At 69.9% G+C, this 22,005-nt stretch carries 11 protein-coding genes and 1 pseudogene; 1 reads left to right on the top strand and 11 read right to left on the bottom strand.

All coding sequences use genetic code 11. The features are described from left to right. Window positions 1-39 precede the first annotated feature (39 nt). The 10 genes and pseudogenes from FBZ33_RS04950 to FBZ33_RS04910 all read right to left on the bottom strand — a co-directional run bounded on the left by FBZ33_RS04950 (window position 40) and on the right by FBZ33_RS04910 (window position 18,276). Window positions 40-1,332 (bottom strand): PIN domain-containing protein, encoded by a 1,293-nt coding sequence (locus tag FBZ33_RS04950; protein ID WP_141908159.1) that lies wholly within the window; start codon window positions 1,330-1,332, stop codon window positions 40-42. A 14-nt stretch (window positions 1,333-1,346) separates the two neighbouring features. After that, the gene (gene pglX / locus FBZ33_RS04945) at window positions 1,347-4,856 is read right to left on the bottom strand and encodes a BREX-2 system adenine-specific DNA-methyltransferase PglX (RefSeq protein WP_141908158.1); all 3,510 of its coding nucleotides are present in this window, start codon (window positions 4,854-4,856) and stop codon (window positions 1,347-1,349) included. Further along, a complete protein-coding gene (gene pglW, locus FBZ33_RS04940; protein WP_141908157.1) occupies window positions 4,853-8,974 on the bottom strand; it encodes a BREX system serine/threonine kinase PglW in 4,122 nt (1,373 codons plus the stop codon). The genes pglX and pglW overlap by 4 nt, the downstream gene beginning before the upstream one ends. Window positions 8,975-9,212: 238 nt before the next feature. Then, window positions 9,213-11,189 (bottom strand): DUF2075 domain-containing protein, encoded by a 1,977-nt coding sequence (locus FBZ33_RS04935; protein ID WP_141908156.1) that lies wholly within the window; start codon window positions 11,187-11,189, stop codon window positions 9,213-9,215. A 146-nt stretch (window positions 11,190-11,335) separates the two neighbouring features. Next, window positions 11,336-11,524, bottom strand: a complete 189-nt coding sequence (locus FBZ33_RS33240; RefSeq protein ID WP_255508720.1) for a DNA/RNA helicase domain-containing protein — start codon at window positions 11,522-11,524, stop codon at window positions 11,336-11,338. Next, window positions 11,521-12,267, bottom strand: a pseudogene (locus tag FBZ33_RS33235) (DNA/RNA helicase domain-containing protein). The gene FBZ33_RS33240 and the pseudogene FBZ33_RS33235 overlap by 4 nt, the downstream one beginning before the upstream one ends. A 732-nt stretch (window positions 12,268-12,999) precedes the next feature. Then, window positions 13,000-13,536: a hypothetical protein gene (locus tag FBZ33_RS04925; protein ID WP_141908155.1), complete on the bottom strand. Its 537-nt coding sequence runs from the start codon at window positions 13,534-13,536 to the stop codon at window positions 13,000-13,002. A 151-nt stretch (window positions 13,537-13,687) separates the two neighbouring features. Continuing rightward, window positions 13,688-15,373: a SulP family inorganic anion transporter gene (locus FBZ33_RS04920; RefSeq protein WP_141908154.1), complete on the bottom strand. Its 1,686-nt coding sequence runs from the start codon at window positions 15,371-15,373 to the stop codon at window positions 13,688-13,690. Next, on the bottom strand, window positions 15,370-15,705 hold the full coding sequence (locus tag FBZ33_RS04915) for a helix-turn-helix transcriptional regulator (RefSeq protein WP_141908153.1): 336 nt from the start codon (window positions 15,703-15,705) through the stop codon (window positions 15,370-15,372). The genes FBZ33_RS04920 and FBZ33_RS04915 overlap by 4 nt, the downstream gene beginning before the upstream one ends. A gap of 126 nt (window positions 15,706-15,831) precedes the next feature. Continuing rightward, window positions 15,832-18,276, bottom strand: coding sequence for a glycoside hydrolase family 2 protein (locus FBZ33_RS04910; protein WP_141908152.1), 2,445 nt, complete (start codon window positions 18,274-18,276; stop codon window positions 15,832-15,834). A gap of 119 nt (window positions 18,277-18,395) precedes the next feature. Between FBZ33_RS04910 and FBZ33_RS04905 the strand changes: the two genes are divergently transcribed. Continuing rightward, window positions 18,396-19,415, top strand: coding sequence for a LacI family DNA-binding transcriptional regulator (locus FBZ33_RS04905; RefSeq protein WP_141908151.1), 1,020 nt, complete (start codon window positions 18,396-18,398; stop codon window positions 19,413-19,415). A 20-nt stretch (window positions 19,416-19,435) separates the two neighbouring features. Here the strand turns inward: FBZ33_RS04905 and FBZ33_RS04900 are convergent, their stop codons facing one another. Next, window positions 19,436-21,826, bottom strand: coding sequence for a GGDEF domain-containing phosphodiesterase (locus FBZ33_RS04900; protein ID WP_185755214.1), 2,391 nt, complete (start codon window positions 21,824-21,826; stop codon window positions 19,436-19,438). Window positions 21,827-22,005: the final 179 nt, after the last annotated feature.

Below are 22,005 nucleotides of genomic sequence, written 5' to 3'. Positions count from 1 at the left end.
GAGCGACGCCACAGACTGGGAACCAGCCTCCGGTCGGCTCTAGCTCGGGGCTTGGCCGGCACTCTCGACGACAGACCGTGGGACGAGGAAACCCTCGGCCTTGCCGGGCCGGAGATAGTGAGCACGTAGGGCAGGCTCTAGGCCAGCGGGCAACTCTCCGTCGGCGATCAATTTCCTGGTCGCCCCGATGATCGGCTTGGTGAAGCCGACCAGGAGCCTATTCTGGTCGTAGTCACCGATCTCGTAGACCCGATGCCGCGGGATGAAGCCCTCCGGGCTGCTCGCTGCTTCACGCAGCACGGCGACCCGAATCGGATAGGCAGAATCCTCCAACCGCGACAGCAACGCCTCCCACATCTCGGAGGTCCACGGCAGCGAGCCGTCGATATCCGCTTCCTCACCCAGTCGCTCGGCGTCGTCGACAGTGCTCTGGCTGGTCGGCAGAGCAGGGAATGCCTCGGACAACGCGGCCCAGAGCTCGGGCGGCTCGGCGAGGAGGAGGCCGACACCAGCACGGTCGCGCATTTCATTGATCAGCTCAACTCGAGGGCCGATCGGTGAGCCCAGCTCACCGAGGCGCCACCAGTCTTCCTTGACGTCGCGGGTGACGAAGAGGATGTCCCTACCCGTGGCTTGAGCATGGGCGACAAGCTGCTCCCAGATGAGAAAGTCGCCGGTCCCCTCCTCGATCTGATTCGCTTTGTCAGCGTCCATGTAGCCGGGCGGGACCCGGCGCGCGAACCTCGCCTGCCCTTCCTGTACCAGTTCAGCGAGCCGGTCGGCCGCGAACGGAAGCCCGACCCGCCCGTCAAACAGTGCCTCGACCTCCTGCAAGACCGGGTCCAGGGTGGTGTCCTTCAAGGCACCGCTCATTTTCAGACCATGACCACCGGATCGCAGTTTGGTGATGACCTGCTGGAAGGCAGCGTCCAGCTCGTTCCGCAGCGTGTCGGCTTCGGCCTTCGACAGGATCTGCTTGCCCCACGCGTTCAGCACCGTCCGGGCCTTCCGCTGCGCTTCGCGCAACCCCTCGGCCGAGTCCCTGTCGATGACGCCACGAATGACCTGGTCGCGGTTGCGCCAGAATTCCGACTGCACCTGAGCCGGCATGAACAGGCGCGGGCCAACCTCGTGCAACGCCTCGATGTTCTCCTCGCGGGTCTGCTTCAAGGACCGATACAAGTCGAGGAGCACGTTGGTGTCGAGTGCGACGGTGCTCGACCGAACAGCCTCGACCAAGTCTTCGGGCTTGACCTGGCGAAAACCTTCAAACCCGTCGAATATGCCGCCGAGCGGTCCCACTATCCGGGTCTCCTCCGGCCCGAAATCCATACGGTCCCGCTCCCTCATGGAGTAGTTACCGCGGTTGACGCACCGCGCAACTGGGTCAGGGCATTCCGATCAGTGCTGAGTTGGGATAGCTCCGCGTCGACCAGGTCGGTGAAGAACTGGGCCGGTGAGCCGGGAAAGCCGGGGCGCTCGTCGGCGTACCACTGGTGTAGCCACGGCTCCAGCTCAGCGATCCCGGCCAGCAGGGGCAGCAGGCGATCCGCCGACCACGCTGCCTGCAACTTACGGTCCAGGTAGACGGTCGCCAGTGCCTGGGCCTGGGCGAGGTGGTCCCATCCCGCCCAGCCGAGCAGTTCCGTGCCGTCGCCATCCCGGCCCGCCTTCGGGTACGAGATGAAGCGTTCCTTCGGCACGTCGAGCTTGCCCCGCGCCCGCCAGTACGACGGCTTCACGAAGTCCGCCGAGGTGTACTTCGGTGGCACCGCGACCTGCACGTCCTCGCCTGCGTCTTCCAGGCGCTGCTGCGCCCAGGTGCGTTCCCACTGCACCCGCTTGCGCAGCCCGGACGGCTTGTACCGATGAACCGGCAGGTAGGGCACATGCTCGTCGGCGACCAACTTGGCGAGCGTCTTCGTCAGGTCGTAGTCGTCGCGGCCGACCCACAGCTCCAGCACCGAACGGAAGCCCTCGTCGTGGCGTACCCGGTCGGCGAGCTGCGCCAACGACTGGGGCATCGGCCGGTCCCCCCACAGCTCAGGCGACTCAAACCGGTCGAGCAGCCAGTCCCGCAGCGCCCTGGTCTGCATGGCATCCCAGCCGTCGGTCGCCCAGCGCCGCTTGCACTCCGGCCGCTCGATCAGCGCGATGTTGCGATCCGACTCGATGGCCTCGATCCGCCGCTGCACCAACGCCCGGTAGTCATCCGGCCAGTGCGCCGGCACCTCCGTGATCGGCGCCGACCCGTGCCGCGCGAACCACTCGGGCTCGGCGTTTTTCCGCGCCAACACGATCTCGAACGCCCGCTCCCCCAGCGCCAGTGCCGGCGGCTCCACGCAGGTCAGGTCGTCGTCGCGCAGCCCGTAAAGCCGGTAGACCTCCCAGTCCAACTCTTCCTGCACCGCGATCATCTGGGCTCGCGTCGCGTCGTAGTCGGCCCGCGCCGTCCGCAGTCGCTCACGCGTCGGCACGTCGGACTCCGCGACCGCCGCCGGGGTCAGGCTGGCGAGCCGCTGGGCCAGCGAGTCGATCAGCCGCGCAGGCCCCAACGGGTACGCCGCCGGCAGCGGAAACTCCTGCAACTTGGTCCCGGTGAACTCATAGAAGTTTTCCCAAGCAATGGTCGTCTGACGTGCACCCCGCTGATCTACGGTGCTGCCCTTGTTGTGGCTGACCTGCTTGAGCCAGAAGCAGGCGGTCGAGCTGTTCAGCACCCCGAGCAACCGCAGGTGATCGTCCTCCGTCGCCTCCTCCGCCAACTTGATCACCGGCGAGTGCCGGTTGAAGACCTTCGATCCGCGGTCGACCACAAAGTGATTATGTGTCGCAACGTCAGCGAATGTGATCAACACGGGGGTGGCATATCTACGGTGAAAAAACATCGAGAACTCAAACCATTTTAGCCCTCGTTTGATCTGCGTCTTGCCGTACGCAACTCGCTCCACTAGGAGACGGCGATTTGGCCACAGCACACGCCCCGCCGACGAATCGAGGTTAGCTTTTAGGGTGTGTTCGTCATATGGCCAGATGCAGTTTATGCTGGCTGCGATCGCCCAGTCACGCGTATTCTCACCCTCAACCATGGCCCGCAGGTAAGGAGCCGGGATAGCGAAACGCCCCAGAGCACCCGCGCTCATTACGAACGCATCGTCTTCTCGTGTCACCGCGCCAAACCCGATTTCAGCCACCGCTGCACGGAGCGGCGACTGCCTACTGTCTACTAAGGCTTCCATAAGATCGGCTGCTCCACCCCCGCTGAGGCTCCAGGGATACGTTCCCAGCCGTCCGCGATCCAGGTCGACCACTGTCACCCACTCCGAGCCGGCCTGCGACCGTTCCACGCCCGCCTTTATCGCTGACCACACGAAGCCGGCTGCCGGATCAGCAGGCTGGGAGGGCTCTCCGCGAACCCCGAGCACCGCCAAAACATTCTGCGAGTGCCGCCGGTCCTTTGCTCTGCCGATCAGTATGACCGTCGGCGTGCCGTGACCAGGGATGTAAGCGCCCGAGGTGTCGATGACCTCGGTCAGCTCGACCTTGTGCGCGAAGTAGTCCTCGATGAGCTTTTTGCCGAACTCGCGCTTCATGAAGGCGTTGCCGGTGATCTGCCCAACGTGACCCGCGCCCTCGCCATGCTCGTCCGACCGCTTGGCCAAATCAAAGAAGCGCTTGGCGAACGGCACGGTCAGCGCGTACTGCCGATGGCAGACGGATGGATATTCCTCGCGGTATCGATCGTTGAGGGCCTTGTCCTTGACAGTGATGTAGGGCGGGTTGCCAACCACCACCGTGTACTGCCCCTCGCGCAGGTAGTCGCCAAGTACGTCGGCGTCCTCGGTCGCGTACGCAAAAGCCTCCCGGCCTTCGAGGACCGCCATCAGATCCCCCTGGTGCCGCGACTTGCGGCCCCAGTCCAACAATGAGTCGCCCGTGGCCACCCGTACCGGCCAGGCCGGGGTGCGTTCCAGTGACGTCAGCCCGCATTCCTTCATCGCGGCGATCAGCAGCCGGAACCGAGCGATCGCCACGGCGAACGGGTTGATGTCCACCCCGGTGACCTGCCCGAGCGCCCGCTCGGTCAGCACTCGGATGTCGGTGGCCGGTTCCCGCTGCCGCCACTTGGCCATCAACCGGGCGAACGCCCCGAGCAGGAAGTGCCCCGACCCGCAGGTGGGGTCGATGACCGAGGTGGCCGGTAGGCCGAACTCCTTGACCGCGGGTTCGAAGGTGCGGTCGAGGATGAATTTCTCGACAAAGTCCGGCGTCTGAAGCAGCGCGTACGTCTTCTTCGCGTGGGTCGACAGGTCCTGGTAGAGGTCGCCGAGGAAGCGGGTATCGAGATCGTCGACCCGCAGCGACACCAGGCCCGGTCCGCGCCGGAAGAACTCCGACAGCTTTTCGGCCGCCTCGCCGGAGATGTCGAACCGCCACACCGGGTTGTGCTCGTCGAAGATCTTGCCGGTGGCCTTCAGCGTCGCCAGGTAGCCGAACGCCTCGCGCAGCCACTCCCGGTCGTTGTGCCGGGGATTGTCGATCAGGTGCTGCTGGCGCTCCTCAACGGCACGGCCGACCGGCGCGGCCGGCTCCGGGCCGCCGATCCACAGCGGCTCGACAAGTGCGTTGTCCTCGCAGAAGCGCACGAACACGCAGCCGAGCACCCAGGCCACCGCCGCCTGGTCGAGGACGTCCTCCAGCCAGGTCTCGAACGTCCCCGCCGTACGGCGCGCAGTGGTCGCCTGGGCGTGTTCCTTGCGCAGCGACGATTCCAGCTCGGAGTCCCGAGCCACCTGGCCCCGCAGGTCATCGGTGAGGGCGGTGACCTGGCCTTGCAGCGCCTTCAGCGCGATCATCGGGGGGTGGTCCTCTCCAGGGCGGGGGTGGGGGGCCAGTCCTCGGGCAGCCACAGCGACTGGCTGGCCGGCGAGGTCAGCGGCAGTTGCTTCCCGTCGAGCAGGACCGGCTCGGTGCGGCGGGCCGGCACCAGCAGCAGCCGGGCGGCCGGGCGGGGTCGGGTGGGGTCGGCCAACTCCTGGATCAGCCGGAGCTGCTGGTAGCGGGCCAGCGGTGCGGCTTCGGTGATCAGCACCGGCCGTTCGGTTTCGGCGAGCGCGCGTTCGACCGCCGGAACCACCTCGTGGCGCACCAACTCCACCAGGGACCGAAAATCCGGGTCGGTTGGCGAGCCGTTGTCGGCGGCGACGATCGCCTCCCACGGGAAGCCGAGCGTGCGCAGCTCCCGCAGCAGAATCGCGGTGACGTCGACCTCCACCAGGTCGAGCCGGTCCAGCAGCGCTCGCCGGGCCCGGCCGAGCCGCCGGATCGAGGCTTGCAGCACCACGAAACCCCGCCGGTCGATCACCCCGGCCAGTCGGGCCGCCGCCTGCGCGGCAGCGTCGGGTTCGAGCAGCGGCCCCACCGTGCTCAGCACCCGGGTGCCGGTGACCGACGAGGTGCGGTCCGGCGGCGTGTAACGGCTGCCCACCGGATCCCATACCAGGGGGACCTCACGAAGCAACGCGTCCAACGCCGGCCGGTTCGGCAGGTGCAGGGCGTGCGGGAACCGGGTGCGGACCCTGGCGCGTACTGTCTCGGGGTCGAGGCTCTGACCGACAAGCGCGCCCGCCGCGAGTCGCAGCGCACGCTCGGCGGGCATCCCCGCCGGGTAGAGCTGACCCTGCGCGTTGACGGCGGCGTCGCCGCCGCTGCCGGCGGCGGCGAGCTGCAACAGCCGGGCGTCACTGAGCGCCGGCATGCCGCTCGGTGGCGGCTCCAACGCCCGCAGTTCCTCGACCGCCCGGGCCCGGGTGGGCAGCGGGTCCGCGCCGGCCAGCGTCACCGCGCGGCGACCCAGCCGGGTCACATACCCGAGCAGGTCCGCGGCGGTCCGCACGGCGCCCGGGTCGTCCGGCTCCCGACCGATGAGTACGCAGTGACTGCCGCGCAACCGCTGCTGGGCCAGCCGGGCATCGCCACCCCCGGCCAGCTCGGCCTCCACTGCGGCGCGGACCAGGCCGATCGCCTGCGCGGTACGCCTCGGCTCGGCGGAGTATGAGCCACGGGCCGCGATCAGCGCCTCGGCCAGCTCCTCGGCGGACATCGCCCCGCCCCGCACGTCGAGCAGCGCGACGATCTCGTCGCGGACCAGGCTCAGCGCGGCGTTTGGCTGCCAGTCCCGGCCGATAATCCGCTTGAGCAGGTTGGAGATCTGCGGCTGCTGCTTGCCGGTGGCCCGGGCCGCCTCGGCCTGCGAGGGCCACCGCAGGAAGATGCCGTCGACTGCGGTCTGCCCGAGCAGCACCTGCAGCGTGGTCCGTTGCGCCGCGTTTCTGGTGGTCTCGGCCGGAAGCAGGCTGACGCAGAGCGCCTCGATGCCCTGGGCGTGCGGCCGGGCCGGGGCCGGCTCCGGGTCCGGCCCGAGCAGGTCGCGCAGCTCGCGGGTGCGGGCCAGGATCTCCTTGCGGGTGGCGTCCGGCACTCCCCGGGCCCGGGTCAACGCCGACGGTTCGGCGTCCAACAGCTCCCCGACGGTGAGAATGCCGAGCCGTTCCAGCGCCGAACGGGCCCGTGCGGTCAGCTCGGTGGCCTCCAGCGGCGACATCCGCCCCAGGGGCGCGACCGCTCCCGTGTCGTCGGTGCCCGCTGCCGGCTCCGGGATATCCCGGAACACCGCCCGCCACGCGTCGGTCATCTCGTCGAGGGTGTCGAAGCGATTCGTCGTGTCCCGGGCCAGCGCCTTGCCGAAGAACGCGACCAGCCGATCCGCGACGGAGACGTCGAAGGCGGCCGGATCGAGGGTGACCTCGTCGGAGATAGCCGCCGGGTTGGCACCCTCGCCCCACCGGGGCAGGGTGCCGGTGGCCATTTCATAGAGGGTAACCGCGGCGGCGAACCGCTCCGCAGCCGCGTCGAAACGCAGCCGGCGCGGCGGCCCGAGGAACGGATCCAGGTAGGCGGTGGTGCCGGCGGTGAGCTGATCGGCCGGCACCGCGGCCAGCGAAAAGTCAAAGACGCACAGATGTGGCTGCTTGTCCTTCGGTCGGGGCCGGGACGCCAGGTTGGCCGGCTTGATGTCCCGGTGCCACACCCCCTGCCCGTCCAGGAAGGCGATGATCTCCAGCAGGTCACGGCCGTAGCGTTCCAGCAGGTCCAACGCCAATCGACCGCCGCGCAGATCCTCGGCAAGGGTGCGCTGCCCGGCATTCTCCAACAGCAGGGCGGTCCGACTGCCGACCTTGATCGGGCCCTGGACCAGGGCCGCCACCCGGGAGTCGCGAAGCTGGTCGACCGTACGGGCCTCAGCCGCGAACCGGTCGGCGAACTGCTCGTCCCGTGCCACCTTCAACACCAGTTCGCGGCGGCCCTCCGGCCCGTCCTGGCCGACCAGCAGGGCAATGGCCGTGGCACCGCTGCCCAGGTTGCTGAGCACCGTCAGACCACAGTCGAGCACGTCGCCGCGATGCGCCTGCAACGGATCGACCACCGGCGTTGGCTCCGGGGCGGTCAACTCCTCCCACACCAGATCGATGCAGGCCCGGAAGTCGCCGACCCGCTTCATCCGCTGCGCCGGATCGCCCCGGGTGGCGTCGTAGACCGCCTCCACCAGGGCGTACGGCATGCCGTCGGCGACCGAGTCGAGATGCAGGCCACCGTCGGCGACCGCCGCCAGCAACTCCTCCGCCGACGAAGCCGGTTCGGATCCCGCGACGATCCGGTACGCGAGCGCACCGAGCGAGAAGATGTCGAGCTGATGCCCCGGCAGCTCGTCCAGGGTGGCCGCCTCGGGCGCCTGATAGCGACGAACCGCGTCGTCGAACAGGATTTCCAGACTGGCCGGGTCGGTTGGCGAGCCGAGCGAGGTGAGTCGGGTGCCCGGCAGTCGGCCACCGGTCTGCCAGTCCGTCACCAGCAGGGTCGGACGGGCACTGTCCGGGTCACAGACATAGATCGCCCGCGGACTCAACGAACGGTGCGACAGCCGCCGGGAGTGCGCGTGGTCGACAATCTCGGCGAGATCCTGCACAAGCTGGAGCCGTTGGGCCAGTTGCAACCGGCCGTCCCGCTCACCCAACCACTGGTCCAGGCGCACCCACTCCGGCCGATGGTCAAAGACAACCGCTGGCCCCCACGGGTGCTCCACCAGATCCAAGGCGCGGGCGATCCCAGGATGGTGGATGCCCTGCAACAGGCGGAACTCACGCTCGGCGGCCCGCCGGATCGCCGGCACCTGCTCCTCGGTCGCCCGGCTGGTCAGATAGAACCGCACCCGGCGCAGCAGAGAGGTGTCGACCGTGTGGTCGGCCAGGAAATCCTGCCAACCGAGGCCCTCGGCGAAGGGCCGCTGGTGCAGGACCAACTGGTTGACCCGCCGGTCGGCCACCGAAGGACGGATCTTCGCGCCCCGCACCAGGTCGACGATCTGCCGCCCGCGTACCGCATCGACGTGGTGCTTGGCGTCGACCGGCCGGTTCAGCAGCATCTCCTTCAGGCTGGGCAGCTTCGACGAGTTGCCGGCGAGCCCGTAGACGTGCTGGCGGCCAATGTCGTCCAACTCGGAACGCATGTTGCGAGCGTGCAGGAACACCGCCGCGTTGACGTAGGGGATCCGGGCGCCGTGCGGGGCGTACTGCTGCAGCAGGCTGCGTAGCCGCTTGGCCTTCCGGTTGACCAGGATGAGCGGGCTGTCCACCGTCCGGCGGCTACCGCCCGGTGTCTTGCGTCGCCACTGCTGGCCGTCCCCGGCGATAACGCCCTGCCAGTGCTTCAGCTCCAGCACGTAGAGGCCGCTGGAGGTGAGCACCAGCGCGTCGACCTCATTGATCGAACCGTCGGTGCCGACGAACTCGACGTTTGCCCAGACGTGGTACGGCTCGGCGTCCGGCAGGTACGACGCCAACTCCCGCAGGCCATCCTGCTCGTGCGCGAACGCGCTCGAATTGATCTGCTCCCAGCGCGGCGAATCCTCACGCATTCGGCACCCGGCGCCCCCGCGCAGTCATGACAACCACTCCCCACGCATGCCCTGTTTCAGGTCTCGTGGACGGTACCGTCGCTTTCGGACGGTGCCCAGACTCCATGTGGTGAAAGGATTAGTCGACCTTTCCGTCCATCCGAACCATTGACCGTTACACCCGCCGTCGACCTGCACATCCTCGGCTTCCGCTGGCTACCACTGCTGCCTCACAGAGTCCGGAATCCGACACCCACGCTCAGCGCTCGGTGAGTTCGCCAACGGCCGCGCCGTTATGGGAACCCGTCGGGCCATCGGCTTTGACCGGATCGATCTGCTGCACACCGGGAGCGATCGTTCGACCGGGCGCATGCGGCGCAGGGATCAGCGTCGACAGGTAGTCCTGGGTCTCCGGATCCTCGGCGAAGACAAGTGTGCCCCGCAGCCCTCTGGTAAGGAGCACCTTGTATGTATTGCGAATCAGCCGGTCCGCGTTCTTCGCGATGACCCTGCCTTCCGAGTTCACGATCGCCGGGTCGTGGGATCTCTTTGGATCAGTCACGAGCCGACCGCCCCGCACCACGAGGTCCTTACCGATGATCACGCCAGACCAGGCGTACTCGAATCCCTGGGCGGTGTAGATGCAGCCAACCTGGCCGAGACCGCGCGGATCGGTGGCCCAGTAGGCGCTGGTCGGGATGCCCTTGGGCGGGTAGTCGTCGTACGCGTTCCACGGTCGCGCCCAGTCGCCGATGCGGACATCGGAGACGAGCCGGCCATTCTGCGGTCGATGGGTCCATGGCCAGCAGAATCCGGCCGAGATCCTGGCCGTCTCCCCTCGGTCGTGGCACCCTCGCAGGATCGTCTCCATCTTCTCCGGAGAATCGACCAGGGCAAGCCGGAACCGCTCGTCGCCCTTCCACCGGTATGGATCGGCATCCGCCAAACCGAGCAGGTGCAGCACCCAACTTTCGTAGCGAGGGCTGCCGCCGCAGCGGAACTGACCGCCCAACTCGATCCGATCGAACTCCAGATCCAGCCGCCTGGCGGCCTCCACGATCATGTCGACGCTACCTACCTCGTCGGACCGCACCACCTGATCGTCGTCGAGCAGGAAGACCGGCACCTTGGCGGCCTCGATCAGCTCCTCAACCTGCGGTTTGGTGCCATGCTGGGATCCCTTCTTCGATCGAGCGCGAATCCGATGAGCCTCATCACAGATGAGCACGTCGAGCTTGTTGGGAGCGGCGGTCATGAAGTCCATGAAGTAGCAGAACAACGGCCTGGTCCGCTGCAACGGGTCCGTCGGCTGGCGGCGGGCATACTGCTGCAAGGTCCGAGTGAACGCCCGCGAACCGGTGGCATGGGCCAACTGCCGCGTCTCACGAGCCAGCTCCGCCAACAGGCTGAGCCCGATCGCGCTCTTGCCGCTGCCGGGACCGCCAGAGATGATCACCACCCGTTTGCGCCGACTCTCCTCCGCCCAGCGCACGCCGCGTAGCACCAGTTCGTACGCCGCTCGCTGATCGTCCAACAACGTGAAGTGAGCCCGGTTGGCCACCTCGTCGGCCGCCACGGACAGCAGCTGTCCGCTCTGGCGGATGGGGCTGGTCAATAGCCGGTGCGCCGCTCGCGGATGCCGCTCCTGAGCGAATCGACGCTCGAAGTAGCTCTGGAACTGGGCAGTCTTGCCCTGGGTCCAAACCATGCTCTGGTACGTGCGCGCACGTCGCAGTTCGGGAATCATGCCTGGCTTAGCGTTGTGCAGGTAGGCCATTCCGTGCACGGCGTCGGGCCACTCCCGCAGTCGCTCGACAAAGTCCACGAGATAGGCGCAGTACGCCTGCACCTGCAGGGCGGGGTGCAGTTGCGGCTGATCCAGGTGGCTGACGCTCAGCACGCTTCCGTCATCGTCATGCCGTGCGGCCTTGCTCCACTGCTTCAGCTCCACAAGGAGGTACACCGGCCGCATCGTCAGCGGCGCCCCTCCGGCGATGATCACGTCGATCCGCCGGCTGCTCTGGGGAAGCTGGCACTCCACGAGCGCGTCGAGGTCGCCGTAGCCCAGCGCGCACAGGTGCCGGGAAAAGACGGGCAGGCTCTTTCGCCAGGAACGCCGCTCGCGCTCGTCCACTTCGTATCCAGATGCGGTGAGGTACTTCTCCACCTCGACGTCCAGACGCCGCTCGTCGCTCAGTGCGACAATCTGCGCCGGAGTGGTGTGGAACGCCAGCACGTTGGGGCCCCCCGAGGCACGAAGATCTCGTGCGGTGGGGGCGTGTCCGTCGAAGGAAGCCCGTCGATCCGCTTAACTGACGTCACAGTATCGACACTGTGTGACTGCCGCTACCCGGCTTCGCCCTCGAACCTGGTCTCCGGGGCCTACCGGACCCGCACCAGACCCCGCAGGAAGTCTCGCGTCTTCGGGTCGGTCGCGTACAGCACCGTGCCGCGCATGCCCCGGGTCAGCAACACCTTGTAGGTGTTGCGGATCAGCCGGTCCGCCTCGTCGTCACTGAGCGATTTGCGACTGCGGAACGCTGGATCCTTCGACTCCTCGCGACGAGTCACCAACTGCCCGTCCCGCGCCACCAGGTCCGGGCCGATAGTGAACCCCGACCCGACCAGTCGTATTCGAAGCCCTGCGCGGTGTAGACGCAGCCGACCTGGCCGAAGCCATTCGGGTCGGTGGCCCAGAACGCTGCCCGGCGCCTCGCCCACACTGCGTTCGCTCTTGACGTTCCACGGCCGCGCCCGGTCACCGATCGTCACGTCCGGCACCAACGTGCCGTCGTGTCGCGGGTCGCTCCACGGCCAGCAGTAGCCGGCCGACATCCTGGCCGTGCCGCCCACTGCCTGCCGCTCGCGAGGTATGCCTCCAACTCCTCGGGCGACTCAGCGACCCGCACGTCGAAGCGGCCATCACCGGTCCAGACGGACGGCTCGCCTCCGTCGAGGCCGAGCAGGTCAAGAACCCATTCCTCGTATGCCTCGCTGCCGCCACAGCGAAACTGGTCGTGCAGGGAGACCACGTCGACCTCCACGCCAAGCTTCTTCGCATTGGCGGAGATGACCTCGATGTTGCCCAGCTCGCCCGGCTTGACCACCTGATGCTCGTCGAGCAGGAAGACGGGCACCCGGGCGAGGGAGATGAGTTCCTCCAACTGCGGGCGCGCGACGTCCCGACGCGCCTTGGGCGTGTAGCGGTTCACCGACGTTTCCCGCACCCGGTGCGCCTCGTCGCAGATCAGCACCTCGATGTCGTTCGGCTCGGCGTACATGAAGCTGTTGAAGTACTTGAAGAGGCTCTGCAGCCGGGTCGATCCCCTGCCGGCGTAACGGCGCAGTGCCTGGGTGAAAGCTCCAAACCGGTGGCGTGCAGCACAGGCCGACCCCGTCGGGCCAGCTCACCGAGGACCGCGAGGGCGATGACGCTCTTGCCGCTCCCTGGCCCGCCCGCCACCACCGCGCGTTTGTGGTCCGCCGTCCGCGCCCGCTCGGTCGCGTGCATGACCAGCTCGTACGCCAGCAGATGGCGGCTGGGGCGCACGGTGCTGGTCAGGAACCGGTCCGCCGGGCCCGCTCCCGAAGCTGGTGCGAAGCGGCTTAGCAGGTGATCGAGCCACTGCCCACGACGCTGCCGGTGAAGATCCGACTCTGTTCCGTGGCTGGCCTGTCGATAGGTCGACAACGTCGCGATCCACCGCGTTGTGCAGACGGGCGGCACCCCGCAACAGCTTCTGGTCGCGGCCGAGCACACCCAGAAGATCGGTGAGATAACGGCAGTAGTCCTGCGTCTGGACGCCGGGATGCAGACGCGGCCCACGAGCCTGCTCGACGGCCACGAGCGTGTCAGAGTCCTCGTAAGCCGTGGCGTAGGACCACTGCTTGAGTTCCACCACAAGTAGGAGTCGTCGCCCGTCTGCGGATCGACGCCGGCCAGAACCGCGTCGACGCGTCGGCTGGTCAACGGCAGCTGATACTCGACACACTGAGGGGGACCGGCACAGCTGCCGCTCGTGTGCTTCTGCGGACGGTGACCGGCCTCAGTAGCCCAACAGCGCGATGAGCAGCGAGGTCACCGCGGCGACCAGGAGCACGACGCCGCTACCGAGCCCGACAACCGCACTCACCGCCACGGCGCGGGCCCGGGCCACCGGGATCGCTACGACCGCCACCAGGGTGACCAGTGCGGCGACCAGATGGATCAGCGGGTAGTCCATCAGCGCCGCCACCGGGAAGAGGTGCACACCCACGACGAGGGCGACCCAGGGGGCGATCAGCTCACGGCGCTTCAGCAGGGCGAGCAGCCCGGCGCCGACGGCGGCAGCGCCGAACTCGATGCCCACGACGATGCCGAAGGTAGGGCTGGTGTCGGCGTCGAACGCCGTACCGTCCGACCAGTGACGCCAGGCGAAAAGAGCCCCGGCAGCCGCCGTGAGCAGGGAGAGAACCGAACCGACGATGAGCACCGGCCGCCACCGCTTCGGGGGCGCCTCCTGCGCCCAGCCGAACCAACTGCTGGCGAAGAAGCCGAAGACGAACGCCGTCGCCGCCGCGTCTCGGACATGTTCGGTGACCATTCGCACTCCCCTGGTACCGCCTGGGCTCGACGTCTGTCGTCGCCTCTTTCGTCGGCCGCGCTGTGCTGCAGCGGCCACAAGACGGTAGATACTGCCGTAGCGGGGGCGCGCTGCCCTACCCGCATCGACCGGGTCGCGCACCTGCCAACCGCTACGGCCGATCAGCAGCGCCGCCCGTCACGGCAAGCGCAGCCCCGCGGGCGTACCGGATCGCAGCCGGCGTGTCGGAGAAGACGAGCCCTTCGCGGCGTAGGTCGTCAGCCACTCCGAGGGTGGCGAGGACCTGGTCGTGACCGGGCGTGATGCCGGAGAGCAGGACGGTGATCCCGCGTCCGCGTAGCCGTCGGATCGCGTCGCCGAGGACGTGGGCGCCGGTGGCGTCCATGGTGGTCACCCGGGACATCCGCAGGATGACGACCCGGACGTCGGCGACCTCGGACAGTTCGAGCAGGAAGGTGTGGGCCGCGGCGAAGAAGAGCGGCCCGTCCAGCCGGTACGCGACGATGTGTTCGGTGAGCAACGCGTACTCCTCCGCGCTGTGTTCCCCGGGGTCGAGGGGCACCTGTTCCAGCCGGGCGCTGCGGGCCACCGCGCGCAGGGCGAGCACCACGGCGACGCCGACGCCGACCGCGACGGCGGTGACGAGGTCCCAGATGACGGTGACGGCGAAGGTGAGCACCAGCACGACCGCGTCGCCCCGGGTGGCCCGCGCCAACGCCCACAGCGAGGCGGCCTCCACCATGCGGACCGTGGTGGCCAGCAGCACCCCGGCCAGGGCGGCGAGGGGGATCCGGCCGACCAGCGGCGCGGCGGCCAGCACGATCGCCGCGAGGGCGACGGCGTGGGTGAGGGCCGCCAGCTTCGAGGCCGCGCCGGCCCGGACGTTGACGGCCGTACGGGCGATGGCGGCGGTCGCGGGGATGCCGCCGAAGACCGGGGCGGCAAGGTTGGCCAACCCCTGACCGAACAGTTCCCGGTCCGGGTCGTGCCGTTCACCGACGGTCATGCCGTCGGCTACGGTCGCCGAGAGCAGGCTCTCCAGGGCGGCGAGCGCGGCGACGGCGAGCGCGCTGGGCAGCAGTACGCCGAGCGCGGCGAGGTCGAGGAAGCCGAGCGAGGGGGCGGGCAGGCCCTGCGGCAGCGCGCCGATCCGGACCAGGTCAACCGGGACGACCTCGGCGACGACGGTGGCGGCCGCCACGCCGAGCAACGAGAACGGCAGGCCGGGTCGCCACCGAGCGCCAAGCAGCATGAGCGCCGCGACGGCGAGGGCCACCGCGAGGGCGGCCGGCCGCGGGTGTGCGACGAAACGGGCGACCGCATTCGCGGCGACGGCCCAGACCTTCTCCCCGTGCGCGTCGGTGACGCCGAGCGCGGCAGGCACCTGTTGCAGGGCGATGACCACGGCGATGCCGGCGGTGAAGCCCTCCAGCACCGGGGTGGGCAGATAGCGGACGTACCGGCCCAGCCGGGCCACGGCGAGCGCGATGAGCACCAGGCCGGCCATCGCGCCGACCATGAGTACGCCGGTGGCTCCGAACTGCTGCACCACCGGGACCAGCACCACTGTCATCGCCCCGGTCGGACCGGAGACCTGAAGGTTGGAGCCGCCAAACACCGCGGCCACCGCGCCGGCGATCACGGCGGTGATCAGTCCGGCCTGGGCGCCCAGGCCGGAGGTGACGCCGAACGCCAGTGCCAGCGGCAGCGCCACCACCGCCACGGTGAGCCCGGCCAGCAGGTCCCGGCGCGGCGAGCGGTGCACGGCCGCCCAGTCGGCCCTGCCGGGCAGCAGCCCGAGGAGCCGTTCGCGGGCGACAGCGATCGCGCCGCTCACCTGTCCCCACCGGCCCGAAGCTCGTCGAGAAGGCCGTCCCGGTCGGTGAGGACCGCGCCGAGGATCCGCCGCCCGGCGGCCAGCAGGTCGGCCACGTCCGGGGTGCTGAGCGCGTACATGACGAGGGGACCGTCGCGGTGGGAGGTGACCATCCCGGCGCGGCGCAGCACGGCGAGCTGCTGGGAGAGGTTGGAGGCCTCGACCTCGATCACGGCGAGCAGGTCCCGGACCGGCTTCGGACCGTCCTGGAGCAGTTCGAGGACGCGGATGCGCACTGGGTGCCCGAGGGTGCGGAAGAGTTCCGCCTTCGCCTGGTACAGCGGGACCGACATGAGCACCCTCCCGATCGATACGAAGACTTTAACACTTGAAGAAGTCTTCAACTCGAGGGCGCTTCCGTCCGCCCACGTAGCCCGGAGGGCCCCCTCTACCGCAGTCGTTGAGAAGGGGCCCTTCTTTCAGAGGTCGTTGACGCAGCGCAGCACCGGTCGGGCGGTGAGAGCCGCCGGGTCCAGCGACCCGTCGGCGCGCACCGTGAAGGTCGTCGACTCACCTGGCAGCAGGGTGACCAGGGCCTCGTCGACGGAAGCCGCCGGGTCCAGCCGGTCCGCGAACAGCGTCAGGTCGCGCAGCACCGAGCGGGCCGTGACTCGGACCCGCTGCCCACCGTCGAACGGCTCGACCGTCGCGTCCCAGGCCGCCGCCGGCCAGTCCATGTCCCGGTCCTCGGCGAAGAACCACAGCGCCCGCTCAGCGCTCTGGCCCGCCTCGGCGACCAGCAGCTCGCGCCTGGCCTCCTCCGGCCGGGCCAGCTCCGCCGGCAGCGCCAGCGTCACCGCCGAGTACGCGGGAACGGCCAGCTGCATCGTCGTCTTCGCCCGGGGCTCGCCAGCGAGGGTCACCCGGGTCACCGAGGCCGACGGCCGCCAGGGCGTGCCACTCTCGTTGACCGCGACCAGGGCCAGACCGCCGGCGCGGGGCTGCACGGTGAGGAGCCGATCGGCGTACGCGTGACGCAGCGAATACCACAGGGGTTTGCGTCGGCCGTCGCCGTCGACGGCCGACCAGGAGGTCACCGGCCAGCAGTCGTTGAGCTGCCAGACGATGGTGCCGGCGCAGACGTCCCGGTGTGAGCGGAAGTGCTCCACCCCGAGCTGGATGGCGCGGGCCTGATTGAGCTGCGTCAGGTAGTGCCAGTCGTCGAAGTCCGCCGGGGCGGGCAGGTGCGCGTCCAGGCCGCGCTGGAGCTTGTCGTCACCGTCTGCTGCCTTCTGGTGGTGCGCCATGCCCGGTGAGTCGTGCGCCAGGGGCTCGTCGCTCAGCGCCCGGCGCACTGTGGCGTACGCCGGTGGTGCCTGGTAGCCGAACTCGGCGACGAAGCGCGGGACGTACTCCCGGTATCTGGTGTAGTCGTCGGTGTTCCACACGTCCCAGATGTGCGTGGTGCCGTGCGCCGGGTCGTTGGGGTGGATCGCCTCGGTGCCCGACCAGGGGCTGCCCGGCCAGTACGGGCGGGTAGGGTCCAGCTCGCGGACGATCCGGGGCAGCACGTCGAGGTAGTAGCCGCGCCCCCAGGTGCGCCCGGCGAGGGCCTGCTGCCAGTCCCAGTCGTGCCAGCCCCAGATGTTCTCGTTGTTGCCGGTCCAGAGCACCAGCGACGGGTACGGCGCCAGCCGCGTCACCTGCTCGGCCGCCTCGGCGGCAACCTCGGTGGCGAAGGGCTCCTCCTCCGGGTAGGCCGCGCAGGCGAAGAGGAAGTCCTGCTGGACGAGCAGCCCCCGCTCGTCGGCGAGGTCGTAGAAGTCCGCCGACTCGTACCGGCCCCCGCCCCAGACGCGCAGCAGGTTGATGTTGGCTTCGACGGCCTGGTCGAACCGCTCGGCCAGTCGGTCGCGGGTGATCCGGGTGGGGAACACGTCGTCCGGGATCCAGTTGACGCCCCGGACGAAGACGGGAACGTCGTTGACCGACAGCGCGAACGGGGTGCCGTGTTCGTCGGGCGTGGTGTCCAGTCGCACCTTGCGGAAGCCGACCTGGTGCGACCAGACGTCGAGGGTGTCGTCGTCCGGCCCGAGCACTGTCACCTCTATCGGGTGGCGTGCCTGTTCGCCGTACCCCCGGGGCCACCAGAGTGTGGGCTCGCGGACGGTGAGGGTGAGCACGGCCGTGCGCTGGCCGGCCGGGACGATCACCTCGGTGCGGGAGCCGGCGACGGCGGCGCGGACGGTCAGCGGGAGGTCCGAGGTCCGCTCGATCTCGACGTGCACCTCGACCCGGCCGTCGCGGCCGTCCATGGTGACCAGTGGGCGGACGGTGGCCAGCCGAGCGGTCGACCAGGCGTGCAGGCCGATCTCCTGCCAGATGCCGGCGGTGACCAGGGTGGGCCCCCAGTCCCAGCCGAAGTTGCAGGCCATCTTGCGGATGAAGTGGAACGGCTCCGGGTAGGCGTTGGGCCGGTCGCCGAGCCGCTCCTGCTGCGCCTCGGCGTAGCGGTACGCGGAGTCGAACGCCACGACCAGGTCGTTGTCGCCGTCGCGCAGCAGCGACCGGACGTCGAACCGGTAACCGCGGTGCATGTTCTCGGTGCGGCCGACCTCGACACCGTTGAGGGTGAGCGTGGCGACGGCGTCCAGGCCGGCGCAGACCAGGTCGACACGCTCGTCGTCGCCCGGCCGGTGCACGAAGGTGGTCTGGTAGCTCCAGTCGGTGCGCCCGATCCAGGCCAGCGCCAGCTCGTTGTCGTCGAGGTACGGGTCTTCGATCAGCCCGGCGTCGAGCAGGTCGGTGTGCACGCAACCCGGCACTGTCGCCGGCACGGCCCGCCCGGCGATCCCGACCGGCACCTGCGCTCCGGGTGCCGCCCGCAGGGTCCAACCGTCGTAGAGTGCCTGTCGGCTCACCATTGCACCGCACCTTCCGCATCGAAAGACGTTTACTGAACCGGATAAGCTAGCAACCGTACGGTCCACCCTGGTGACTGTCAACGGCCGGTTGACGCCCCGCAGCGAAGAGGAGCACGCCGGTGAAGCGGCCGACCATCGCCGACGTCGCCCGACGCGCCGGCGTGTCCAAGGGCGCCGTGTCGTACGCGCTCAACGGGCAGCCCGGCGTCTCCGAGACCACCCGGCAGCGCATCCTGGCCATCGCCACGGAGATCGGGTTCAGCCCGAGCAGCGCCGCCCGCGCCCTCTCCGCCGCCACCGCCGGGGCGGTCGGCCTGGCCCTGTGCCGCCCGGCCCGGACACTCGGCATCGAGCCGTTCTTCATGGCGTTGATCAGTGGCGTCGAGGCCGAGCTCTCCGCCCGCTCGTACGCGCTGACCCTCCAGGTGGTGGCCGACCACGACGCCGAGATCGCGGTCTACCGACGGTGGTGGGCCGAACGCCGGGTGGACGGGGTGCTCGTGTGCGACCTGCGCACCGACGACCGGCGCATTTCCGCGCTGGAGCAGCTCCAACTGCCGGCGGTGGTGATCGGTGGGCCCGGCGGCACCGGTGAGCTGTCCAGTCTCTGGTCCGACGACGCCGCAGCGCTGACCGAGACGGTGGAATACCTGGTCGCCCTCGGGCACCGACGCATCGCCCGGGTGGGCGGCCTGCCCGACCTGCGGCACACCGAGATCCGCACCGAGGCCTTCGCGGAGATCTGCCAGCGGCTCGACCTGGTCGACGCGACCACCGTCTGGTCCGACTACACGGGCGAGGAGGGAGGTCGGGCCACCCGCCGGCTGCTCAGCTCCGCCCAACGGCCCACCGCGGTCATCTACGACAACGACGTGATGGCCATCGCCGGGCTCTCCGTCGCCCAGGAGATGGGGCTCACCGTGCCCGGTGATCTGTCCATCGTGGCCTGGGACGACTCGCCGCTGTGCCGCCTGGTGCACCCGTCGTTGACCGCGCTGGGCAGGGACATCCCCGCGTACGGCGCGCACGCCGCCCGCCAACTGCTCGCGGTCATCGCCGGACAGCCCGCCGGCCGGGTGCAGGACGAGACGCCGCACCTCACCCCGCGCGGCAGCACCGCACCACCCCGGGCGAGATGAACCGGTTCAGTTACCAGGGCTCAGCGGGACGCTGACGGGAACTCCTCGAAGTACGCCTCGACCCGCTCGGCCGTCGCCGGGCGGGCCAGCGCGAACCCCTGCCCGTACCGGCAGCCGCCCCGGCGCGCCCCCTCCACCTGGGCCGACGACTCCAGCTCCTCCGCGACGATCTCCACACCCAGCCGCTCGCCTACGTTGACCACCACGTCGATCAGCGGCGGCTGCCCGTCCGGCCGTGCGCCCACCAACTCCGGGCCCACCTTGAGCAGGTCGATCGGCAGGCGGCGAAGCTGCGCCAACGAGGCGTGCTCGGCCCGGAAGTCGTCCAACGCGGTGCGCACACCCAGCGACCGCAGCCCGGCCAGCCGGGCCACCACCGTCGACAGGTCACCGGCGACCCTCGGCTCGCTCACCTCCACCACCAGCCGCTCCGGCGGCACCCCGTACGCGGCCAGCACGGCCGCAGCCCGCTGCACGAAGTCGGGGGTGGTCAGCTCCCGGGTGGTGATGTTGACCGCCATCCACAGCTCCCGTACGCCCACCGACCAGTCGGACAACTGCCGGCAGGCCCGGTCCAGAACCCACCACTCCAACTCGCCGATCAGATCCAGGTCCTCGGCGACCGGCAACAGCTCGGCCGGGAGCACCGTGCCGAGCACCGGGCTCCGCCAGCGCAACAGAGCCTCCGCGCCCACCGGCTGCCCGTCGGCCAGGTCGACCACCGGCTGGTAGACGAGATCCAACTCACCGCGGGCCACCGCACCGGGCAGCTCGCGTTCCAGGTCGAGCCGGCGAACCAGCTGCTCCTCCAGGAACGCGTCGTACCACTCGACCCGGTCCCGGCCCAGCTGCACGGCCCGCCGTCGGGCCAGCTCGGCCTGACGGAGCACGTCCGCCGGCCCGGCACCGCTGACCTCGGCCAACCCGATGCTCGTCTGCACCCGCAGCACCGCACCGCCCAACCGGTAGGGCGGGCTGAGCGCGGTCAACAACCGGGTGCCCAGCGCGTACGCCAGCATCGGACCGGCGGCGGTGACCACGGCGAAGCCGGCACCCGTGCACCCGGTGACCAGGTCGTCGGGGGCGATGACCGTGCGGGCCCGGTGCACCGCCTCGGCCAGCATGTCCTCCCGGGCCGTCGGGCCGACGCCCTCGGTGCCGTGCAGGTCCACCAGCAGCAGCGCGCCGGTCGGCGCTGGCACGTCGCCGATCGCGGCGAGGGCGTCCAGCAGGGCCGCCCGGTCACCCGGACCACCGCCGCCCGCCGGGACGGGCCGCCGGTTGAGCGCGGACCAGGCGGCACCGTCGTCGGTTGCCCAGGCTGGGCCGACACCGCTCGGTGTGGCCGGGTCGACGGCGCGGCCGGAGTGGTGCTGGGCCGGCGCGGCTGGCGGCTCCGACCTGCCCGGCCAGCGTGCCGGCGCCGCATGGCGGTGCCGGACCGCGCCGCCCGCGCGCCTGCGGTGCGCGGCCCGCCGTTCGGTGGTGGAGGTGCCACCCGCGCGCAGCAGGTCACGCAGCACCAGGGACGGCACCGCCGCCAGGGCCAACACCACGCTCGTCCGGTCGGGAGCACGGCCGGCAGCCAGGTGGACACCCGCCGCCAGCAGCAGCATCCCCGCCGGGAGCACCGCTCGGGGCCAGGCCGCGGCGACCGGCTCCGCCGGCTCGGCGTCACCCTCGTCCGCCGCGTCGGCCGCACCGACCGCGACGAGCAGCATCCCGAACACCAACGGGGGTACGGCCAGCAGGGCCGCCGGCCCGACCGGCTCGGTTGGCAGCGTGGCCAGCAGCACCAACCCGCCCAGAGTGAGCAGGACGCCGCCCCGGCAGACCTCCGCACCCGAGCGTCGCCTCGGCCCCGCGAACGCGTTGAGCGCGGCCATCCCCAGCCCGCCGAGCGCCAGCGCGACGACCAGCCGGGTCGAACCCGGCAGGTCGGCACGGGGCAGCAGCAGCCAGCCGGCGAGGGCCAGGCCGACGGCCGGGCCGCTCGACTCGACCGACCGACGCAGCAGGACACCGGCCGACGTCCCCGTCCGGCCGGGAAGGCGATGGAGGCCGAGCCCGGAGAGGGCAGCCACGATCAACGAACCGATCAGCACGGCGACGGTCGACCCGACGTCGGCCAGGGGCAGCACGACGGCGGTGAGGCCAGCGGTCACCACCGCCGCGTCGAGGAGCACACCCGCCGTACGCGGTGACGGATCGGCGCGGCGTCGTCCGGCCAGCCGGGAGAGCCGCACCCCGGCGAGTGTGGCGCCGGCACCAGCGGTCAGCGCGATCACCACCGAGGCCGGGACCAGGTCGACGGCACCGGCGAGAAGGAGCAGCGCCACCGCGGCGGAGGTGGCGGCCTCCGGTGCCGCCCGGCGAGGGACGAGAACACGGAACGGGTACGCGAGGAGCACGGCGGTCGCCTTCGTGAGGGGGCACGGGGGCGGTACGACGGTGCGGGGCATCGGACGTTGCGAGTCCGCTGCTCAACAAACGGAAACGATCGGCGGCCGGATTAGTTACGTGTCGGTCACCTGGAGGAGACAATGACCTGTGTCACTGTACGGCGTACCGCACCCCGCCGGCACCGCCC

Origin of the sequence: Micromonospora sp. A202 (assembly GCF_006715105.1) — a bacterium.
Taxonomy (GTDB): Bacteria; Actinomycetota; Actinomycetes; order Mycobacteriales; family Micromonosporaceae; genus Micromonospora; species Micromonospora zamorensis.
Note: the sequence above shows the minus strand (reverse complement) of the source record. Positions and strands in the feature narration are given on the sequence as shown.